We start from the raw sequence: 17,741 nt of genomic DNA on the forward strand, positions 1-17,741 counted from the left end.
CGGTTCACACCCCGCGGCGGGGGTCAGCGGCCGTCGTACCCGGCCGTCGGCATCGACAGTCTGCGGTGCACGCACGCCTTCATCCGGGCGTCGTAGGACGGTTCCGCGCGGCCGACGGTCTCGACGCGGACGCCGCGCCGCGCACACTCCGCGCTGAAGTCGTCGACGGAGGACAGCGCGCTCTCCAGCACCCGGCGGCTGGGCGCCACGAACAGGTCCTGCCCGGGGCGCACTCCGTCCCACAGGGCGTCGTGGTCGGGCCGCAGACCGCGCACCAGCAGCTGTCTGGCGACGACGTAGCCGTGCTCCGCGGCCCAGCGGGCGCACATGGCGTGCTGGCTGCGGGAGTCCACCAGGAAGGGGTCGTCGTCCAGCTGTTCCAATGGCGTCAGACTCGCGATCGCCGTCACCCGCACCGGCCCCATGGTGTCCCCCCTCACCTCCCGTCACCTCCCGTTTTCGCCGCCGACCCTACTCCTGGACGTAGGCTTCGGGGAGTCGCGCGAAGGAGGCAAAGGAGTGCCGGTGGAGCTCACGTGGTGGGGTCACGCCACCTGCACGGTCGAGGATTCGGGCATCCGCGTGCTCACCGATCCCCTGTTCGTCCGCCGGCTGGCCCATCTGCGTCGCAGGCGGGGCGCGGTGCCGCCGCCCGAGGCGTGGCGCGCGGACGTGGCGCTGGTCTCCCATCTGCACGCCGACCACCTGCATGTGCCGTCGCTCGCGCGGCTCGCGCCGGGCACGCGCCTGCTCGTGCCCCGGGGCGCACGCCGGGCGGTGCCGGGGCTGCGGCGGCTCGGGCACCTGGAGCTGACCGAGGTGGCGCCGGGTGACGAGACGACCGTCGGTGACCTGCGCGTACGGGCGGTCTCCGCGCGGCACGACGGGCGGCGCCTGCCGGTCGGGCGGCACCGCGCCCCCGCGCTCGGCTACGTCGTCGAGGGCGAGGCGCGGACGTACTTCGCCGGGGACACCGGTCTGTTCGACGGCATGGAGCGGGAGGTCGGGCCGGTCGACGTGGCACTGCTGCCGGTGGGCGGCTGGGGCCCCTACCTGGGCGCGGAGCACCTGGACGCGGGACGGGCGGCCGAGGCGCTGGCCCGGCTGGCGCCGCGCACGGCGGTGCCGGTGCACTACGGCACGTACTGGCCGATCGGGATGGACGCCGTGCGCCCCCACGAGTTCCACACGCCGGGCGAGGAGTTCGTGCGCCTGTCGGCGCTGCGCGCGCCGGGCGTGGCGGTGCACCGGCTGGGGCACGGCGAGAGTGTGCGGGTGGAGGTCGCGCGGTGAGCTGGCTGGCGGCCGCGACGCTGGACATACCGACGGAGCCGACGCAGCAGGCGCTCGGCTACCCGTCGCTGTTCCTGCTGGTCCTGATCGGGGCCCTGGTGCCGGTGGTGCCGACGGGGGCGCTGGTGAGTTCGGCGGCGGTGGTGGCGATGCACCAGACGCTGCCGTTCGCCATGCTGATGGTGTTCGCGACGGCGTCGCTGGCCGCGTTCTGCGGGGACATGGCGCTGTACTGGCTGGGCCGGCGCGGGGTGGGCTCGAAGAACGGCTCGCGCTGGCTGGAGGCGATCCGGTCCCGGGCGCCGGAGGACCGGCTGGAGCAGGCGCAGGACAAGCTCGCCGAGCACGACGTCGCGGTGCTGGTGCTCTCCCGGCTGGTGCCGGCGGGCCGGATACCGGTGATGCTGGCCTGTCTGCTGGCCGAGTGGCCGCTGCGCCGCTTCGCCCGGGGCAACCTGCCGGCCTGTCTGGCCTGGGCGGTGACGTACCAGCTGATCGGGATCCTCAGCGGTGCCCTGTTCAGCAAGCCGTGGGAGGGCGTGGCCGCGGCGATCGCACTGACCGTGCTGGTCAGCGTGGCGCCGGGGATGTGGCGGCGGTTCCGGGGCCCGGCGAAGGCGTAGGCGTCCGGCGGTCGGCGGGCACTGGGGGCGGGGAGCGTCACTCCAGCACGCGGGAGGCGCCGATCGGCAGGTCCCACAGGCGTTCACGGGGCAGGCCCGCCCGCTGCCAGGCGGCGCGTACGCGGGTGAGGGGTTCCAGCACCGGCTCCGCGGAGAGCACGAACGTGCCCCAGTGCATCGGCGCCATGTGGCGCGCGCCGACGTCCTGGGCGGCCCGCACCGCCTCCTCCGGATCGCAGTGCACGTCGCTGAGCCACCAGCGGGGGTCGTAGGCGCCGATGGGGAGCAGGGCGAGGTCGATGCCGGGATACCGGCGGCCGATCCGGGTGAACCAGTGGCCGTATCCGGTGTCACCGGCGAAGTAGACGCGCCGGCCGTCGGGCTCGGTGAGCACCCAGCCGCCCCACAGGGTGCGGCAGGTGTCGGTGAGGGTGCGCTTGGACCAGTGGTGGGCCGGGACGAAGTCGAACCGGACCCCGTTCAGCTCGGTCGCCTCCCACCAGTCCAGTTCGGTGACCCGGGTGAAGCGGCGGCGGTGGAACCAGCGGCCGAGACCGGCGGGCACCAGGACGGGGGTGTCGCGCGGGAGTCTGCGCAGGGTGGGGGCGTCCAGGTGGTCGTAGTGGTTGTGGCTGACGACGACGGCGTCGACGCGGGGCAGGGCGCTCCAGGGGACGCCGACGGGGGTGACCCGGGGCGGAGTGCCGAGGATCCGGCGGGACCAGACCGGGTCCGTGAGCACGGTGAGGCCGCCGATCCGCACCACCCAGCTGGCGTGTCCGGCCCAGGTGACGGCGACGGTGCGCGCGTCCACCCGGGGCAGCGGGCCGGGGGCGCAGGGCAGCCGGGGGATGTCGGCGAGTCCGGCCGGTCCGGGTCTGACCGCGCCCTCGCGGGCGAATCTCGCGAAGGCCTTCAGACCGGGCAGCGGTGCGGTCAGCCGGTCGTGGAAGGTCCGCGGCCACACCCGGTGCTCGGCCGGCGGCCGGGGGGCGGCGAGCGGCGGCTGGGCGGCGGCCTCGGCGGTGTCCTTGGCGGAGGCGGGGGTGCTCGTGGTCGACCGGGGCTGCTGCGTCATCGAGGGGGCTCCCATCGCTGAGCGTCGCGGAGACCGTCGAAGACCGACTTCAGAGCGGTCAACGCGCGTTGTACGTGTGGCAGTTCCAACGGGTCCGGGGACAGGAGGCAGGCCGCCCGCCGCTCGTCGGTGCCCGCGTCGAGCAGGGGGCCGGTGGCGAGCCGGACGCGCAGGGCGGGCAGGTCGTCGCCGAAGCGGTGTCCGCCGGGGGCGGGCAGGCCGAGCCGGGCGGTGAGGTAGTCCTCCAGTTCCTGGGCGTCGCCGACGCCCTCGGCGCCGAGCGCGTCACGCAGCGGGCCGAGGTCGGCGTAGAGGTGGCGGCCGGCCTGCGGGGGGCGGGCGGTGGCACCCGAGGCGACGACGGCCGCGTGCGCGGCGGCGGCCACGCGCGCGTGCAGGCGTACGGCGGCCGCCCGCCGCGCGGTGACCGGCTCGGGTTCGCCGAGCGCGTACCCGGCGGCGGCGGCGACGGGGGCGGCCACCCGGGCGCCCAGCGCGGTGAGCACGTCCAGCACGCGCGCGTGCAGTCCGTTCCCGGCGGCGGAGGCGGGGAAGCGGGCCACGGCGGCCGGCCAGGCCGGCGGGAGCAGCGCACCGGCCAGGTCGGTGACGACGGTGACCCGCTCGGGCAGCATCTCGGCGGGGCTGAGGAGCACTGTGGCGTGCGGGTCGTGCAGGGTGTCGCGCCAGGTCTCGTCGCTGACCAGGTGCAGGCCCTCGCCGGTGGCGGCCTCGACGGTCTCGTGCAGCAGCTCGGGCGGCGCGACGGTGCCGGTGGGGTCGTCGGCGACGGACAGCACCAGCAGGCGGGGATCGCCGCCCTCCGCGCGGACCCGGCGGACGGTCTCCAGCAGGGCGTACGGGTCCGGTACGCCGCCGGACTCGGCCGGCGTCGGTACGTGGAAGACGGGTCGGCCCAGCAGTCGTGCGTACGGTGCCCACCAGGCGGCGCAGGGGCGGGGCACCAGGACGTCGCCGCCCAGCGCGGCGGTCAGCGCGAGGAGCAGGGCGCCCGCCCCGGGGGCGGCGGCGAGGTGGCCGGCGTCCGTGGTCAGGCCGCGCCGGTCCCAGTAGCCGCTCGCCGCGTCCAGGAGGGCGGGGGCGCCGCCCGCCGGTTCACCGCGTGCGCGGCCCGCGGCGGCGGCGAGCACGGCGGACAGTTCGGGCAGCACCGGCAGGCCGTCGTCGGGGAAGTGCGGGCCGTAACGCACGGGACCGTGTCCCACGGCACCGGAGCCCGCGCCGGGGCGGCCTGCGGGTTCGTGGCCTCCGGGTTCCGTGGCCAGGCCCTCGGGGTCCGTGCGCCGCATGCCGTACCTCCGCGCGGTCCGTGCCGCCTGTCCGTGCCGTGCCCTGGTGCCGTCGGTCCCGTTGCCGTCGGTCCCGTTCCCGTTCCCGTCGGTCGTCTGCTTCGCTCGCCGCTCGTTGGTCCCAGTACCCACCGTGGGGCGCCGCCAAGGCTCCGGGTCCGGTTGCGCGCGTCACAGCCGGCCCGGCGCCCGCGCGGGGTCAGCGCTCCCCGTCCTCCCCGCGCAGGCGCAGCCGCAGCCGGTGTGCGGCCGCCCCGCACGCGCCCGCGATCAGGAGGCCGCCCGCGGCCAGGGCGGGCACCGAGTCGCCGAAGGTCCCGCCTGCACCGGCACGGACCCCGTGCTCCGCCGTCGCGCCGCCGCAGGACGTGCCCGGGCTGGCCGCCGCACCGCGCGAGGCGGTGGGTTCGGGGCACGGGGGCTTGGTGGGAGCGCAGGGCGTGCCGTGCGCGGAGGTCCCCTCGCGTGGAACGGTGGATTCCCGGCACGCCGGCTGAGCGGCACCGGCACCTGCACCGCTCTCCTCCGGCACGCTCATGGTCGCGCTCCAGGGGGCGCCGCCCTCGCCGCCCGAGGCGTCCGGGCAGGCGCCGTCGACGGTCCAGTCGTCGGCGGCCTCAGCGGCGGCGTCGCCGGTCTCGGCCCAGCCCTCGGTCCCGGCCGAGGGCTCGCTGTCCGTGGTGCCCTCCGGGTCGGTGGTGCCCTCCGGGTCGGTGGTGCCCTCCGGGTCCGTGGTGCCCTCCGGGTCGGTGCTGCCCGCTGCGGGCCGCTCGGCCGCGAAGTCCTCGGCGGCGGCTATGCGCGCGGTGCCGCGGTAGGCCGGCCCGGACGCCGTCCCCGCGTCGTCCGCCACCTTGCGCAGCGCGACGGTGCCCTCCTCGAACGCCGCCGAGGTCGCGTCGAGGCTCGCGGGCGCGGACCCGCCGGTCGGACCGCACGAGACCGAGACGGTGACGGTGTCGCCGGGGCCGGCGTCCGCCGGGCTGACCTGCGCGGCTGCTTGCCCGGAGGACGGCGGCAGGGCCTCCTCGGCGGACGGCGGGGGCACGGCCGCCGAGTCGTCGGCGGGCGGAGGGACGACGGGCTCCCCCGCCTCGGAGGGGGACGGCGGGACACCCGGGTCGGCCGCGCCGACCCCCGCGGAGAGACCGAGGGCGGCACTGGCCAGCACGGCGACGGACAGGGCGCGGGCGGTGCGGCGCATGGGGCGGGCTCCTTCGAGCGACGGCTTGCGGGGCACTGCACTCGCGCCCCTCGGCCATCACAGCCCGCCCGGCACGGCGACGCCCGTCACCGTGCTCCGTTCGCGCGAACGGAGCGTCCGGGCGGGTGAGTCCCAGGTTTCACGCCTCCGGACCGGGATCCCGCAGGACCTGCTCCCGCACCCGGTCGCAGCAGCGGGTGATCAGGCGGGAGACGTGCATCTGGGAGATGCCCAGCTGTTCGGCGATGCGGCTCTGGGTCATGTCGTCGAAGAACCGCATGTACAGGATGGCCCGCTCGCGCGGGGGCAGGGCGGCCAGCCGGTCCTTGACCGCCTCGCGGTCGACGACCGTGTCGAGGGCCGGGTCGGGGGCGCCGAGCGCGTCGCCCAGCGAGTAGCCGTCCTCGCTGCCGGGGAGTTCGGCGTCCAGGGACAGGGCGGTGAAGCTCTCCAGCGCCTCGAGCCCCACCCGGACGTCCTCCTCGCTCAGGTCGGCGCGCTCGGCGATCTCGGCGACGGTGGGCCTGCGGCCCGGGATGGTCTGGGACAGGTCCTGGCCGGCGAAGCGCACGCGGTTGCGCAGTTCCTGGACCCGGCGCGGCACGTGCAGGGTCCACATGTGGTCGCGGAAGTGGCGCTTGATCTCGCCGGTGATGGTCGGTACGGCGTAGCTCTCGAAGGCGTTGCCGCGCTCGGGCTCGTACCGGTCGACGGCCTTGACCAGGCCGAGGGCCGCGACCTGGCGCAGGTCCTCGTAGCTCTCGCCGCGGCTGCGGAATCGTCCCGCCAGCCGTTCGGCCATGGGCAGCCAGGCCTCGACGATCCGGTCGCGCAGCGCGTCGCGCTCGGGACCGTCGGGAAGGGTGGCGAACCGACGGAAGGCGTCGGCGGTGTCGGGGGCGTCGTCGTGCGGGTGCTGCACACTGGCGTGGATCGGCATGGTGCGTCGCAACTCCCTCGGAGCGCGGGGTCCCGTCGTCGCACCGGACGGCAGCCCGGTCGGTGCGGCCCCGCGGATCGCGGCCGGAGGTTTCGCGACCTGCGGCTCGCGGGGCGGCGGCACCGTGACGACGACGGGGCCCTTGGTCGGGCGGTCACCGTGGGAGGGCGTCCGGCCCCGGACGGACGCATCCGTGGCGGCGTCGCGCCGCTCCCACGGACGTGCCTCCTGTCCGAAGCACTGACCTTGCGCATGCCCCCTGTCCCCCGCGGCAAACCCCCGGCTTCTCAGCCCTTGCGCGGGCGGTGGAAACGCACCATGTTGCCGGCCGGGTCGCGGAAGGCGCAGTCGCGGACGCCGTAGGGCTGGTCGACCGGTTCCTGGAGGACCTCGGCGCCCGCGGCGCGGACGTGTTCGAAGGTGGCGTCGACGTCGTCGGTCGTGAGGATGACGCCGCGCAGGTGGCCCTTGGCCAGCAGGTCGGCCATCGCCTGCTTGTCGGCGGCCGAGGCGTTGGGGTCCGCGAGCGGGGGTTCGAGGACGATGTCCACGTCGGGCTGCGCCGGGGAGCCGAGGGTCACCCACCGCATCCCCTCGTACCCGACGTCGCCCCGGACCTCCAGGCCGAGGACGTCCCGGTAGAAGGCGAGCGCCCGGTCGTGGTCGTCGACGGCTATGAAGCACTGCGAGAGGCTGATGTCCATGCGCGTCACGCTACGGGCGGCGGCGCGGGCGTCGCTTCTCCGTTCCTGACCGACTCGCCGTTCCCGACCGACTCGCTCTTCCCGGCCGGCGTCCCGCTCCTGACCGGCTCGCCGTTCCTGACCGGCCGGGTGTAGACCTTGGCGACGCAGGCCGGAAGGGCGGCCCCGTCGGCGTGATCGCGGTCCCGGTAGGCGCTCGGGCTCTCGCCGACCAGTTCGGTGAACCGCGAGCTGAACGACCCCAGCGAGGTACAGCCGACCGCGAAGCAGACCTCGGTGACGCTCATGTCGCCGCGCCGCAGCAGCGCCATGGCGCGCTCGATGCGGCGCGTCATCAGGTAGCTGTACGGCGTCTCCCCGTAGGCGGCGCGGAAGCTGCGGGAGAAGTGGCCCGCCGACATGAGGGCGACACGCGCCAGCGCCGGCACGTCGAGCGGCTCGGCGTACTCGCGGTCCATCAGGTCGCGGGCCCGGCGCAGCCGGGCCAGATCCTCCAGCGTCGTCACCCGGCCACGATCCCACAGCACCGGACACCGCCGGTAGCGGTTCCGGCGCCGTGGGCAGGGGGCACCCTCAGGCGCCGACGTAGGCGGCGAGGTGCTCGCCGGTGAGGGTGGAGCGGTCGGCGACGAGGTCGGCGGGGGTGCCCTCGAAGACGATCCGCCCGCCGTCGTGACCGGCGCCGGGGCCGAGGTCGACGATCCAGTCGGCGTGCGCCATGACGGCCTGGTGGTGCTCGATGACGATGACCGACTTGCCGGCGTCGACGAGGCGGTCGAGCAGGCCGAGCAGCTGCTCGACGTCGGCGAGGTGCAGTCCCGTGGTGGGTTCGTCCAGGATGTACACGCCGCCCTTCTCGCCCATGTGGGTGGCCAGCTTGAGCCGCTGCCGCTCGCCGCCGGACAGGGTGGTCAGCGGCTGGCCGAGGGTGAGGTAGCCGAGGCCGACGTCGGAGAGCCGCTGGAGGATCTTGTGCGCGGCCGGGGTGCGTGCCGCCCCGGCGCCGAAGAACTCCTCGGCCTGGTCCACGGACATCGCGAGCACCTCGCTGATGTCCCGGCCGCCGAAGCGGTACTCCAGCACGGCGGGCTGGAACCGCTTGCCCTCGCAGTCCTCGCAGGGCGTGGCGACGCCGGCCATCATGGCCAGGTCGGTGTAGATGACACCGGCGCCGTTGCAGGTGGGGCAGGCGCCCTCGGAGTTGGCGCTGAAGAGAGCCGGCTTCACGCCGTTGGCCTTGGCGAAGGCCTTGCGGATCGGGTCCAGCAGTCCGGTGTACGTCGCGGGGTTGCTGCGCCGCGAGCCCTTGATGGGGCTCTGGTCGACCGACACGACGTCGGCCCCCGCGGCGCCCGGGACCGAACCGTGGATCAGGGAGCTCTTGCCGGAGCCGGCCACCCCGGTGACCACGCAGAGCACGCCGAGCGGGACGTCGACGTCGACGCCCTGGAGGTTGTGCGTCCGCGCGCCGCGGATCTCCAGGGCGCCGGTGGGCTTGCGGACCGACTCCTTGAGGACGGCCCGGTCGTCGAGGTGGCGGCCGGTGACGGTGTCGGCTGCCCGCAGCTCCTCGACGGTGCCCTCGAAGCAGACGGTGCCGCCCGCGGCGCCGGCTCCGGGGCCGAGGTCGACCACGTGGTCGGCGATCGCGATCGCCTCCGGCTTGTGCTCGACGACGAGGACCGTGTTGCCCTTGTCCCGCAGGCGCAGCAGCAGGTCGTTCATCCGCTGGATGTCGTGCGGGTGCAGTCCGACGGTGGGCTCGTCGAAGACGTACGTGGTGTCGGTGAGCGAGGAGCCGAGGTGGCGGATCATCTTGACGCGCTGGGCCTCGCCGCCGGACAGGGTGCCCGCGGGCCGGTCGAGGGAGAGGTAGCCGAGGCCGATCTCCACGAAGGAGTCGAGGGTGTCCCGCAGGGCCGTGAGCAGCGGCGCCACCGAGGGTTCGTCGAGGTCGCGAACCCATTCGGCCAGGTCCCGGATCTCCATCGCGCAGGCGTCGGCGATGCTGACCTTCTTGATCTTCGACGAGCGGGCGCCCTCGCTGAGCCGGGTGCCCTCGCACTCGGGGCAGGTGGTGAAGGTGACGGCCCGCTCCACGAAGGCCCTGATGTGGGGCTGCATGGCCTCCTTGTCCTTGGACAGGAAGGACTTCTGGATCTTGGGGATCAGGCCTTCGTAGGTGAGGTTGACGCCGTTGACCTTCACCTTGACCGGCTCGCCGTACAGGAAGTCCCGCAGCTCCTTGTCGGTGTACTCGCGGATCGGCTTGTCCGGGTCGACGAAGCCGGACTGGGCGTACACCTGCACGGTCCACTGGCTGTCCGACTTCCAGCCGGGGATGGTGAAAGCGCCCTCGGCGAGCGACTTGGAGTCGTCGTAGAGCTGGGTGAGGTCGATGTCGGAGACGGTGCCCCGGCCCTCGCAGTTCGTGCACATGCCGCCGGTGCGCTGGAAGGTCGCCCTGACCGCCTTCTTGTTGCCCCGCTCGACGGTGATCGCGCCGCTGGCCCGGACCGAGGCGGTGTTGAAGGAGTAGGCGCTGGGCGGGCCGATGTGCGGCTCGCCGAGGCGGCTGAAGAGGATGCGCAGCATGGCGTTGACGTCGGTGGCGGTGCCTACGGTGGAGCGGGGGTCGGCGCCCATCCGCTGCTGGTCCACGATGATGGCGGTGGTGAGGCCGTCCAGGACGTCGACCTCGGGGCGGGCGAGGGTGGGCATGAAGCCCTGGACGAAGGCGCTGTAGGTCTCGTTGATCAGCCGCTGCGACTCGGCGGCGATCGTGTTGAACACCAGCGAGCTCTTGCCCGAGCCGGAGACGCCGGTGAACACGGTCAGCCGGCGCTTGGGAAGGTCGACGCTGACGTCCTTGAGGTTGTTCTCGCGGGCGCCGTGCACACGGATCAGATCGTGGCTGTCGGCGACGTGCGACCCGGCTTTCTGGGTGCCCGGCCTCTTGGCGCTGCTCATCGTGTCTCCATCTGTCGGGGGCTCGGTGAAGGTGACGCCCTCAGTGCCTCGGTGGTCACACGCTAGAGGGCGCGCGGCGGCCCGCGCTTCTCGATTACTGATCCGCTCAGGGACCGCGGAAATCGGAGCGGACCCGTCCGGCTGAATCCGTGTCGGCCCGCGGTGTCCGGGTACGCGGTCGGCACCCCTTAAGGATCTGGAGGGAGACATGCAGCGAGGCAGCGACCGGATGAGCGTCCACCGCGACGACGAGATGAAGCATGAACTGCAGGGTCTGCTCAGGTCCGGGCACCCCACCCGCAGCGAGGAGTGGAACGACCCGGAGCCGGCCGCCGAGGACGATCCGGACGTCATGTACGGACCGGTGACACCGGGCCGCGGACCGACGTACCTGGAGGCCCTGCGGCTCGAGCTGGCCCGGAACCTGACCCGGGGCAGCTTCCCCGCGGGACCGCGGGAACTGACCCGCACACTGCGCCGCGGCAACGCGCCGGACGCCCTCGTCGAGGGACTGGACCGACTGCCGCACAAGGCGCGCTACGACAACGTCCAGGAGCTGGCGGTGGCGCTCACCGAGAGCGGCCGGTCCGGTCCGCAGGGCGCGTAGGCGCCGGAAGGGAAACCGAAACTCCATGCGCATCGCATTTCTGACCGCGCCCGAGGGCGTGGAGCAGGTGGAACTGACCGAGCCGTGGCGGGCGGCGAAGGACGCGGGCCACGACCCGGTGCTCGTCTCCACGCAGTCCGGCGAGATCCAGGGCTTCGACCACCTCGACAAGGCGGACACGTTCCCCGTCGACGAGGTGGTGGGCGAGACCTCCGCCGACGCGTTCGGCGGTCTCGTCCTGCCCGGCGGGGTGGCCAACCCGGACTTCCTGCGAATGGACGAGAAGGCCGTGGCGTTCGTCAAGGACTTCTTCACGCAGGGCCGGCCGGTGGCCGCCATCTGCCACGCGCCGTGGACGCTCGTGGAGGCGGACGTGGTGCGCGGCCGCACCGTGACCTCGTGGCCCAGTCTGCGGACGGATCTGCGCAACGCGGGCGCCACCTGGGTCGACGAACAGGTCAAGGTCTGCGACGCGGGCGACAACGTCCTGATCACCAGCCGCAAACCGGACGACCTCGAGGCGTTCTGCGCGACCTACCTCGCGCAGTTCGCCAAGGCGGCCGGCTGAGACGGACAAGAACAGCGCGGACGACCGAGCGACGGGCGGACGGGCCACCGGTGAGTGATCGCCGGTGGCCCGCCGCCGCGCTCAGCCACCGGGCGCGGCGGTCTGGCCGCAGCCGCGTTCCCGGGCGCCCTCGCGGGTGCGGCCCGGGGCCACCGGGCGCCGGGGGTTGCGGCGCAGCCACTCGCCCTCCAGCCGGGCCATGCGGTCGTTGTGGGCCCGCAGCGCGTCGTTCGACCCGTACAGCAGGGTGTCGTGGCGCGTGCGGTGGATGGTCTCCAGCTCTTTCATCAGCTGCTGGTCGTCCAGGCGGCCCGGGTCCACTCCGGTCATGGTGTCGTCCCGCGTGTCGTGTTCGTTCATGCGTCCCGGGTACCCGCCCCGCAGCACTACCACCCCCGAGCGGCACCCGGGAGGGCAGCCACATGGATCTCGCGTTTCTGCACCCCCTCTACGAACACCAGGGGCCCTGGGCCTCCGTCTACGTCGACCTCTCCCGGCACACGGAGGACACCCCCCATGAGCGCGAGCTGACGGCCGCCGCGGTGGCCCGGGAGCTGGCGGAGCAGGGCGCGGACGACGCCACGTGCCGGGCGGTGCGGGAGGCGGTGGACGAGCTGCGGCACGCCACCGACCCGCACGGGCGGGCCCTGTTCGCGTGTGCGGGTCAGGTGGTCCTCGATCCGCCGCTGGCCCGGCCCCCGTACGGCGGGACCACCGCGGACTGGGCCCCGCTGCCGCACGTCACGCCGCTGCTCGACCTGGCCGGCGAGGACCCGGTGTGCGTGGTGGCGTACATCGACCGCAAGGGTGCCGACTTCGAGCTGCGCTCCGCGCTGGGCAGCTCCGACGCGGGCGGCGTGACCGGCAGGCAGTGGCCGGTGCACCGCACGAGCAGCGCGGACTGGTCGGAGCGGCACTTCCAGCTCCGGGTGGAGAACACCTGGGAGCACAACGCGGCGGAGATCGCGGACGCGCTCGCCGTGTGCCAGGAGGAGACCGGCGCCGACCTGCTGATCCTGGTGGGTGACGACCGGGAGCGGCGCTCGGTGCACGAGCGGCTCCCCTCGCGGCTCATGGAGCGCGTCGCCGAGGCCTCCCGCGGCGCCGGCAGCAGGCTGCTGGACGACGAGGTGGAGGGGCTGCGCGACGACCACGTCCGGGCCCGTGCCCAAGAGGACCTGGACCGGTTCCTGGCCGCCCGGTCGCCGGACGACGAGGGCCGGGCCGGCGCGGCGGAGGGCGTGCCCGCGCTGGTCGAGGCCGCCCGGGAGCACCGCATCGACGAGCTGCTGGTCATCCCGGACGCCCCCGACACCCACCGCGAGGTCTGGATCGGCGAGGACGCCGACCAGGTGGCGGTGCGCCGTACGGAGCTGAAGACGCTCGGCGAGCAGAACTCCTGGTCGGCGCGGGCCGACGACGCCCTGCTGCGGTCGGCGGTGATGACCGGCGCGCCCGCGATCTCGGTGACGCCGGTGCTGCCGCCGGAGACCTCCCAGAAGGCACCGGTGGGCGGCCTGGGGGCGCTGCTGCGCTGGAAGTGATCTTCCCGGGTCTCCTCCGGAGACCGGAGTAGGTCCGGAGTCCGGAGTCCGGAGTCCGGCCGTCAGCGGGCCCGCTCCACCCGCCGTTCGTCCCAGACCGGCTCCGCCGTCTCGCGCACCCGGCCGTCGCTGCCGAAGACCAGGTACCGGTCGAAGGAGCGGGCGAACCAGCGGTCGTGGGTGACCGAGAGGACCGTGCCCTCGAAGCCCTCCAGGCCCTCCTGGAGGGCTTCGGCCGATTCCAGGTCGAGGTTGTCGGTGGGTTCGTCGAGGAGCAGGGCGGTGACGCCCTGGAGTTCCAGCAGCAGGATCTGGAAGCGGGCCTGCTGGCCGCCGGAGAGCCGGTCGAAGGACTGCTCGGCCTGCTGGGTCAGTTCGTAGCGGCGCAGCCGGGACATGGCGGCGCCCCGGTCCTGGGCGTGCTCGGTCCACAGGATGTCCAGGAGGGTGCGGCCCAGCAGCTCGGGGTGGGCGTGGGTCTGCGCGAAGTGGCCGGGCACCACGCGCGCCCCCAGCTTCCAGTTCCCGTTGTGCGCCACGTCGTCTCCGGCCAGCAGCCGCAGGAAGTGCGACTTGCCGGAGCCGTTGGAGCCGAGGACGGCGACCCGTTCGCCGTAGAAGACCTCCAGGTCGAAGGGTTTCATCAGGCCGGTGAGTTCCAGTTGCTCACAGGTGACGGCGCGGACGCCGGTGCGGCCGCCCTTCAGGCGCATCCTGATGTCCTGCTCCCGCGGCGGCTCGGGCGGCGGTCCGGCCTCCTCGAACTTGCGCAGCCGGGTCTGGGCGGCGGCGTAGCGGGAGGCCATGTCGTGGCTGACCGCGGCGGCCTGACGCAGTGTCAGCACCAGTTTCTTCAGCTGGGCGTGCTTCTCGTCCCAGCGGCGGCGCAGTTCCTCGAAGCGGGCGAAGCGTTCGCGGCGGGCCTCGTGGAAGGTGGTGAAACCGCCGCCGTGCACCCAGGCGTCGGCGCCCGCGGGCCCGGGCTCGACCGAGACGATCTTCTCGGCGGCGCGGGCCAGCAGCTCCCGGTCGTGGGAGACGAACAGTACGGTCTTGCGGGTCTCGGCGAGCCGCTCCTCCAGCCAGCGCTTGCCGGGCACGTCGAGGTAGTTGTCCGGCTCGTCGAGCAGCAGCACCTCGTCGGTGCCGCGCAGCAGCGCCTCCAGGACGAGGCGCTTCTGCTCACCCCCGGACAGGGTGCGCACCTGCCGCCACTGGGCCTTGTCGTACGGCATCCCGAGCGCGGCGGTGGTGCACATGTCCCACAGGGTCTCCGCCTCGTACCCCCGCGCCTCGGCCCAGTCGGAGAGCGCCTGCGCGTAGGTCAGCTGGGCGGCCTCGTCGTCCACCGTCATGATCGCGTGCTCGGCGGCGTCGACGGCGCGCGCGGCCTCGCGGATCCGGGGCGGCGCGACGGACACCAGCAGGTCGCGCACGGTGGTCTCGTCGCGTACGGAGCCCACGAACTGGCGCATCACGCCGAGGCCGCCACCGACGGCCACGGTCCCGCCGTGCGGTTTCAGCTCCCCGGCCAGCAGGCGCAGCAGGGTGGTCTTGCCCGCGCCGTTGGGTCCGACGAGGGCCACGACGGCCCCCTCCCCCACCCGGAAGGACACGTCGCCGAGGAGCGCCCTCCCGTCGGGGAGGCAGTACTCCAGGTGCGCGGCTTCGAGGTGACCCATAGGACCGGATTCTGCGGCTCCGGCCGCTCCCCGGGCAAACCCATTTCCGCCGCGGCGCCCGAGCCGGGGACATGTGGCGCGGACCACCGGCAGGAAACGCCGTCCGCAGGGTAGGCGGGATCCATGAGTCCCGACGTAGACCTCACCGCCGCCACGCCCGGCCCGCATCCCCTCCGCAACGGTTTCCTGCGGCTGGACCAGCGGGCGTTCGAGGCCGTCGCCTCCCGCACCTGGCCGGGCGCGGACCCCCTGCTGCCCCGGTTGAGCCGCGGCGCCAATCACGGGGTGCTGTGGTTCGCGGTGGGCGCCGCCCTGGCCGCGTCGCGCACCCCGCGGGCCCGGCGCGCGGCCGCCCGGGGGCTGGCCTCGCTGGGCCTGGCCTCGCTGACGATCAACACCCTGGGCAAGCGCTCGGTGCGGCGCCCCCGTCCGGTACTGGACCCGGTGCCGCTGGTCCGGCAGCTGAAGCGGCAGCCGATCACGACGTCCTTCCCCTCGGGGCACGCCGCGTCGGCCGCGGCGTTCGCGACCGGTGTCGCGCTGGAGTCCCCGGCGTGGGGGGCGGCGGTGGCCCCGGTGGCCGCCGCGGTGGCCCTGTCCCGGGTCTACACGGGCGTCCACTTCCCGAGCGACGTCCTGGCCGGTGCGGCCCTCGGGGCGGGGGCCGCGTTCGCCGTACGGGGCCTGGTGCCGACCCGGGCGCAGCACACCCCGCCGGCCCGGCCGCGTGCCGAGGTGCCCGCGCTGCCGGGGGGCGAGGGACTCGTCATGGTCGCCAACGTCGGCTCGGGCACCTCGGACCGGGTGCGGGCCCTGTGCGACGCGCTGCCCGACGCGGAGGTCGTGGAGTGCGAGCCCGGGGACGTCCGGGCCGAACTCGAGAAGGCGGCCGGACATGCCCGGGCGCTCGGCGTGTGCGGCGGCGACGGCACCGTGAACGCCGCGGCCGAGATCGCGCTCCGCCACGGCCTGCCGCTCGCGGTCCTGCCCGGCGGCACGCTCAACCACTTCGCCTACGACCTGGGTGTGGAGGACGTACGGGATCTGTGCGGGGCGCTGGAGCGGGGCGAGGGGGTGCGGGTGGACGTGGGCCGGTTCGCCTCCGGCGGGCGGCGCGGTGTCTTCCTGAACACCTTCAGCCTCGGTGTGTACCCGGAGCTGGTCAACGAGCGGGAGCGCTGGTCGCCCCGGATCGGCGGCTGGCCGGCCGGGGTGCTCGCCGCCGTGCGGGTGCTGCGCGCCGACCGGCACCCGCTGGAGGCCGAGGTGCGCGGCCGCCGGCGCCCGCTGTGGATGCTGTTCGCGGGCAACGGTACGTACCACCGCCGCGGGCTCGCCTCGGGACGCCGGCTCGACCTGGCGGACGGACAGTTGGACGTGCGGGTGGTGCACGGGGGCCGCCGGCCGGCCCTGCGGCTGCTGTCCGCGGCCCTCGCCGGACCACTGACCCGCTCCCCCGCCCACGCGGCGGTGCAGGTGCCCCGGCTGCGCCTGTCGGGGGTCGCGCCGGGCACGCTGATGGCGTACGACGGCGAGCTGACCGAGACCGAGGGCGACCTGACGCTGGAGAAGCTGCCCGAGGCGCTCACGGTGTACCGGCCGCTGCCCGGTGGCGGCCTGTTCACCTGACACCACACATCTCTCCTGACACCAGACATCTCTCCTGACACCACGCCCCTCTCCTGACACCACACACCTCTCCTGCACACGACGCCTCTCTCCTGACACTTCGTCAGTCCACATGGCAAAACGTCAGTCTCAGCATGCGGCTGGCGGGCGTACCGTGATCACACTGTCGGGAGAGGGGATCGACCATGCCGAAGCCGCATGAGACCGCCGTCTACACGCACGGGCACCACGAGTCCGTGCTGCGCTCGCACACCTGGCGCACCGCCGAGAACTCCGCCGCCTATCTGCTCGGATCGCTGCGGCCCCACATGCGGATCCTGGACGTCGGCTGCGGGCCGGGCACCATCACCGCCGACCTGGCGGGACTGGTTCCGGACGGCCACGTCACCGGCGTGGACCGGTCGCCGGAGATCGTGGAGCGGGCCAGGGCCACGGCCGCCGCACGAGGGCTGGAGAACACCGACTTCGCGGTCGCGGACGTACACGCGCTGGACTACCCGGACGACACCTTCTGCGTGGTCCACGCGCACCAGGTGCTCCAGCACGTGGGGGACCCGGTGCGGGCGCTGCGCGAGATGAAGCGGGTCGCGCGCCCGGGCGGGTTCATCGCCGTCCGTGACTCCGACTACGGGGCCATGACCTGGTACCCCGCGTCCGCGGGCATGGACGACTGGCTGGACCTGTACCACCGGGTGGCCCGCGCCAACGGCGGCGAGCCGGACGCCGGACGCCGGCTGAAGGCCTGGGCGCTCGACGCGGGGTTCACCGACATCACGGCGACCTCGGCCACCTGGACCTTCACCACCCCCGAGGAGCGGGAGTGGTGGAGCGGCCTGTGGGCGGACCGCACCCTGGCGTCGGCGTACGCGGAGCGCGCCACCGAGGGCGGCCATGCGACGCCGGAGCGACTGCGCGCCGTCTCGGCGGCCTGGCGGGACTGGGGAAAGCACCCGGAAAGCTGGTTCAGCGTTCTGCACGGAGAGATTCTGTGCCGAAAGGAAGCGTGACCCACGCCTGTTCGGTGAAATCCGGGAAACCAGTACGACAGGAGGTTCAACATTATGGTTCCGCTTCTGCTCGTACTGCTTCTCGCGATCGTTCTTTTCGGTGTCGGATTCGCGGTGAAGATTCTCTGGTGGATCGCTCTGGCGGTTCTGGTCCTGTGGCTGATCGGTTTCCTGGCCCGCGGGACGACGGCCGGCGGCGGCAGGGGCCGCTGGTACCGGTGGTGAACAACCGGTGGTGAACAACCGGTGACGCACGACAGGTGACGAGGCTGCTGCCCCGGGAGTGCTCACTCCCGGGGCAGCAGCGGTCCCAGCGGCCCGAGGTCCAGGTTCAGGTCCTCGGGCCGCAGTCCGTAGCGGTCACGCAGTTCGGTCATGCGGTCGTCGAGGAGCATCAGGGTGAGCCCGATCCGCTCTTCCTGGTCCTCACTCAGATCGCCCTCGTCGACCCGGCGCAGCGCTTGGCGTTCCATGAGCTGGCGCAGCAGTTCGACGACCGTCAGGACCAGCTTGATCAGGTCGCGCTCGACCGTGTCGGGGTCGAGGTCGAGGCGCTTGCGGGGCTCGGCGGGTTCGGTCACG

Annotated in this window: 19 protein-coding genes; 8 read left to right on the plus strand and 11 right to left on the minus strand. The window is 73.9% G+C overall.

The features are described 5' to 3' along the window. Window positions 1-23: 23 nt before the first annotated feature. Window positions 24-425 carry a hypothetical protein gene (locus tag ACFYZ3_RS14300; RefSeq protein ID WP_388516865.1) on the minus strand — a complete coding sequence of 134 codons (402 nt, stop codon included), beginning with the start codon at window positions 423-425 and terminating at the stop codon, window positions 24-26. A 94-nt stretch (window positions 426-519) separates the two neighbouring features. Between ACFYZ3_RS14300 and ACFYZ3_RS14305 the strand changes: the two genes are divergently transcribed. Then, complete coding sequence (locus ACFYZ3_RS14305) at window positions 520-1,293, plus strand: MBL fold metallo-hydrolase (protein ID WP_388516567.1); 774 nt, start codon at window positions 520-522, stop codon at window positions 1,291-1,293. Further along, window positions 1,290-1,916: a DedA family protein gene (locus ACFYZ3_RS14310; protein ID WP_388516570.1), complete on the plus strand. Its 627-nt coding sequence runs from the start codon at window positions 1,290-1,292 to the stop codon at window positions 1,914-1,916. Before ACFYZ3_RS14305 ends, ACFYZ3_RS14310 begins: the two co-directional genes overlap by 4 nt. 37 nt (window positions 1,917-1,953) lie before the next feature. On the opposite strand, the gene ACFYZ3_RS14315 is transcribed toward ACFYZ3_RS14310, so the two are convergent. The 7 genes from ACFYZ3_RS14315 to ACFYZ3_RS14345 all read right to left on the minus strand — a co-directional run bounded on the left by ACFYZ3_RS14315 (window position 1,954) and on the right by ACFYZ3_RS14345 (window position 10,122). Next, on the minus strand, window positions 1,954-2,994 hold the full coding sequence (locus tag ACFYZ3_RS14315; RefSeq protein WP_388516573.1) for an MBL fold metallo-hydrolase: 1,041 nt from the start codon (window positions 2,992-2,994) through the stop codon (window positions 1,954-1,956). After that, window positions 2,991-4,304 carry an aminotransferase class I/II-fold pyridoxal phosphate-dependent enzyme gene (locus ACFYZ3_RS14320; protein ID WP_388516575.1) on the minus strand — a complete coding sequence of 438 codons (1,314 nt, stop codon included), beginning with the start codon at window positions 4,302-4,304 and terminating at the stop codon, window positions 2,991-2,993. The genes ACFYZ3_RS14315 and ACFYZ3_RS14320 overlap by 4 nt, the downstream gene beginning before the upstream one ends. A 199-nt stretch (window positions 4,305-4,503) precedes the next feature. Then, window positions 4,504-5,508 carry a hypothetical protein gene (locus ACFYZ3_RS14325; protein ID WP_388516578.1) on the minus strand — a complete coding sequence of 335 codons (1,005 nt, stop codon included), beginning with the start codon at window positions 5,506-5,508 and terminating at the stop codon, window positions 4,504-4,506. Window positions 5,509-5,647: 139 nt separating this feature from the next. Next, window positions 5,648-6,448: an RNA polymerase sigma factor SigF gene (locus tag ACFYZ3_RS14330; RefSeq protein ID WP_388516580.1), complete on the minus strand. Its 801-nt coding sequence runs from the start codon at window positions 6,446-6,448 to the stop codon at window positions 5,648-5,650. A gap of 287 nt (window positions 6,449-6,735) precedes the next feature. After that, window positions 6,736-7,152: a VOC family protein gene (locus ACFYZ3_RS14335; RefSeq protein WP_361005245.1), complete on the minus strand. Its 417-nt coding sequence runs from the start codon at window positions 7,150-7,152 to the stop codon at window positions 6,736-6,738. 5 nt (window positions 7,153-7,157) lie between these two features. Next, the gene (locus ACFYZ3_RS14340) at window positions 7,158-7,658 is read right to left on the minus strand and encodes a helix-turn-helix transcriptional regulator (protein WP_388516583.1); all 501 of its coding nucleotides are present in this window, start codon (window positions 7,656-7,658) and stop codon (window positions 7,158-7,160) included. Between the two features lie 67 nt (window positions 7,659-7,725). After that, window positions 7,726-10,122 (minus strand): ATP-binding cassette domain-containing protein, encoded by a 2,397-nt coding sequence (locus ACFYZ3_RS14345; RefSeq protein WP_388516585.1) that lies wholly within the window; start codon window positions 10,120-10,122, stop codon window positions 7,726-7,728. Window positions 10,123-10,330: 208 nt separating this feature from the next. On the opposite strand from ACFYZ3_RS14345, the gene ACFYZ3_RS14350 reads away from it, so the two are divergent. Together ACFYZ3_RS14350 and ACFYZ3_RS14355 are read left to right on the plus strand one after the other, a co-directional pair. Then, window positions 10,331-10,729 carry a DUF2795 domain-containing protein gene (locus tag ACFYZ3_RS14350; RefSeq protein ID WP_356865040.1) on the plus strand — a complete coding sequence of 133 codons (399 nt, stop codon included), beginning with the start codon at window positions 10,331-10,333 and terminating at the stop codon, window positions 10,727-10,729. A gap of 25 nt (window positions 10,730-10,754) precedes the next feature. Further along, entirely contained in the window at window positions 10,755-11,297 is a 543-nt protein-coding gene (locus tag ACFYZ3_RS14355; protein WP_388516589.1) for a type 1 glutamine amidotransferase domain-containing protein, read from the plus strand. Between the two features lie 81 nt (window positions 11,298-11,378). Here ACFYZ3_RS14355 and ACFYZ3_RS14360 read toward each other — a convergent pair whose 3' ends face one another. Beyond that, window positions 11,379-11,657: a DUF6158 family protein gene (locus tag ACFYZ3_RS14360; protein WP_388516592.1), complete on the minus strand. Its 279-nt coding sequence runs from the start codon at window positions 11,655-11,657 to the stop codon at window positions 11,379-11,381. 62 nt (window positions 11,658-11,719) lie between these two features. Here ACFYZ3_RS14360 and ACFYZ3_RS14365 point away from each other — a divergent pair, with 62 nt between their 5' ends. Further along, window positions 11,720-12,841, plus strand: coding sequence for a Vms1/Ankzf1 family peptidyl-tRNA hydrolase (locus tag ACFYZ3_RS14365; RefSeq protein WP_388516594.1), 1,122 nt, complete (start codon window positions 11,720-11,722; stop codon window positions 12,839-12,841). Window positions 12,842-12,903: 62 nt separating this feature from the next. Here ACFYZ3_RS14365 and ACFYZ3_RS14370 read toward each other — a convergent pair whose 3' ends face one another. Beyond that, window positions 12,904-14,523: an ABC-F family ATP-binding cassette domain-containing protein gene (locus ACFYZ3_RS14370; RefSeq protein WP_388516597.1), complete on the minus strand. Its 1,620-nt coding sequence runs from the start codon at window positions 14,521-14,523 to the stop codon at window positions 12,904-12,906. Between the two features lie 123 nt (window positions 14,524-14,646). On the opposite strand from ACFYZ3_RS14370, the gene ACFYZ3_RS14375 reads away from it, so the two are divergent. The 3 genes from ACFYZ3_RS14375 (at window position 14,647) to ACFYZ3_RS14385 (ending at window position 17,384) form a co-directional block, all read left to right on the plus strand. Further along, window positions 14,647-16,152: a phosphatase PAP2 family protein gene (locus ACFYZ3_RS14375; protein WP_361005267.1), complete on the plus strand. Its 1,506-nt coding sequence runs from the start codon at window positions 14,647-14,649 to the stop codon at window positions 16,150-16,152. Between the two features lie 185 nt (window positions 16,153-16,337). Continuing rightward, complete coding sequence (locus ACFYZ3_RS14380) at window positions 16,338-17,159, plus strand: methyltransferase domain-containing protein (protein WP_388516600.1); 822 nt, start codon at window positions 16,338-16,340, stop codon at window positions 17,157-17,159. A 54-nt stretch (window positions 17,160-17,213) separates the two neighbouring features. Next, window positions 17,214-17,384, plus strand: coding sequence for a hydrophobic protein (locus ACFYZ3_RS14385; protein WP_052840530.1), 171 nt, complete (start codon window positions 17,214-17,216; stop codon window positions 17,382-17,384). Between the two features lie 62 nt (window positions 17,385-17,446). On the opposite strand, the gene ACFYZ3_RS14390 is transcribed toward ACFYZ3_RS14385, so the two are convergent. Further along, the gene (locus tag ACFYZ3_RS14390) at window positions 17,447-17,740 is read right to left on the minus strand and encodes a gas vesicle protein K (protein ID WP_361005276.1); all 294 of its coding nucleotides are present in this window, start codon (window positions 17,738-17,740) and stop codon (window positions 17,447-17,449) included. Between the last annotated feature and the right edge of the window lies 1 nt (window position 17,741).

Source organism: Streptomyces sp. NPDC001599 (assembly GCF_042893535.1).
Classification (GTDB): domain Bacteria; phylum Actinomycetota; class Actinomycetes; order Streptomycetales; family Streptomycetaceae; genus Streptomyces.

What these genes read in the sequence shown, in the direction of transcription:
- ACFYZ3_RS14300 (WP_388516865.1), bottom strand. Translation starts at nt 425, where the DNA reads ATGGGGCCGGTGCGGGTGACGGCGATCGCGAGTCTGACGCCATTGGAA.
- ACFYZ3_RS14315 (WP_388516573.1), bottom strand. Translation starts at nt 2,994, where the DNA reads ATGACGCAGCAGCCCCGGTCGACCACGAGCACCCCCGCCTCCGCCAAG.
- ACFYZ3_RS14320 (WP_388516575.1), bottom strand. Translation starts at nt 4,304, where the DNA reads ATGCGGCGCACGGACCCCGAGGGCCTGGCCACGGAACCCGGAGGCCAC.
- ACFYZ3_RS14325 (WP_388516578.1), bottom strand. Translation starts at nt 5,508, where the DNA reads ATGCGCCGCACCGCCCGCGCCCTGTCCGTCGCCGTGCTGGCCAGTGCC.
- ACFYZ3_RS14330 (WP_388516580.1), bottom strand. Translation starts at nt 6,448, where the DNA reads ATGCCGATCCACGCCAGTGTGCAGCACCCGCACGACGACGCCCCCGAC.
- ACFYZ3_RS14335 (WP_361005245.1), bottom strand. Translation starts at nt 7,152, where the DNA reads ATGGACATCAGCCTCTCGCAGTGCTTCATAGCCGTCGACGACCACGAC.
- ACFYZ3_RS14345 (WP_388516585.1), bottom strand. Translation starts at nt 10,122, where the DNA reads ATGAGCAGCGCCAAGAGGCCGGGCACCCAGAAAGCCGGGTCGCACGTC.
- ACFYZ3_RS14350 (WP_356865040.1), top strand. Translation starts at nt 10,331, where the DNA reads ATGCAGCGAGGCAGCGACCGGATGAGCGTCCACCGCGACGACGAGATG.
- ACFYZ3_RS14355 (WP_388516589.1), top strand. Translation starts at nt 10,755, where the DNA reads ATGCGCATCGCATTTCTGACCGCGCCCGAGGGCGTGGAGCAGGTGGAA.
- ACFYZ3_RS14360 (WP_388516592.1), bottom strand. Translation starts at nt 11,657, where the DNA reads ATGAACGAACACGACACGCGGGACGACACCATGACCGGAGTGGACCCG.
- ACFYZ3_RS14365 (WP_388516594.1), top strand. Translation starts at nt 11,720, where the DNA reads ATGGATCTCGCGTTTCTGCACCCCCTCTACGAACACCAGGGGCCCTGG.
- ACFYZ3_RS14370 (WP_388516597.1), bottom strand. Translation starts at nt 14,523, where the DNA reads ATGGGTCACCTCGAAGCCGCGCACCTGGAGTACTGCCTCCCCGACGGG.
- ACFYZ3_RS14375 (WP_361005267.1), top strand. Translation starts at nt 14,647, where the DNA reads ATGAGTCCCGACGTAGACCTCACCGCCGCCACGCCCGGCCCGCATCCC.
- ACFYZ3_RS14380 (WP_388516600.1), top strand. Translation starts at nt 16,338, where the DNA reads ATGCCGAAGCCGCATGAGACCGCCGTCTACACGCACGGGCACCACGAG.
- ACFYZ3_RS14385 (WP_052840530.1), top strand. Translation starts at nt 17,214, where the DNA reads ATGGTTCCGCTTCTGCTCGTACTGCTTCTCGCGATCGTTCTTTTCGGT.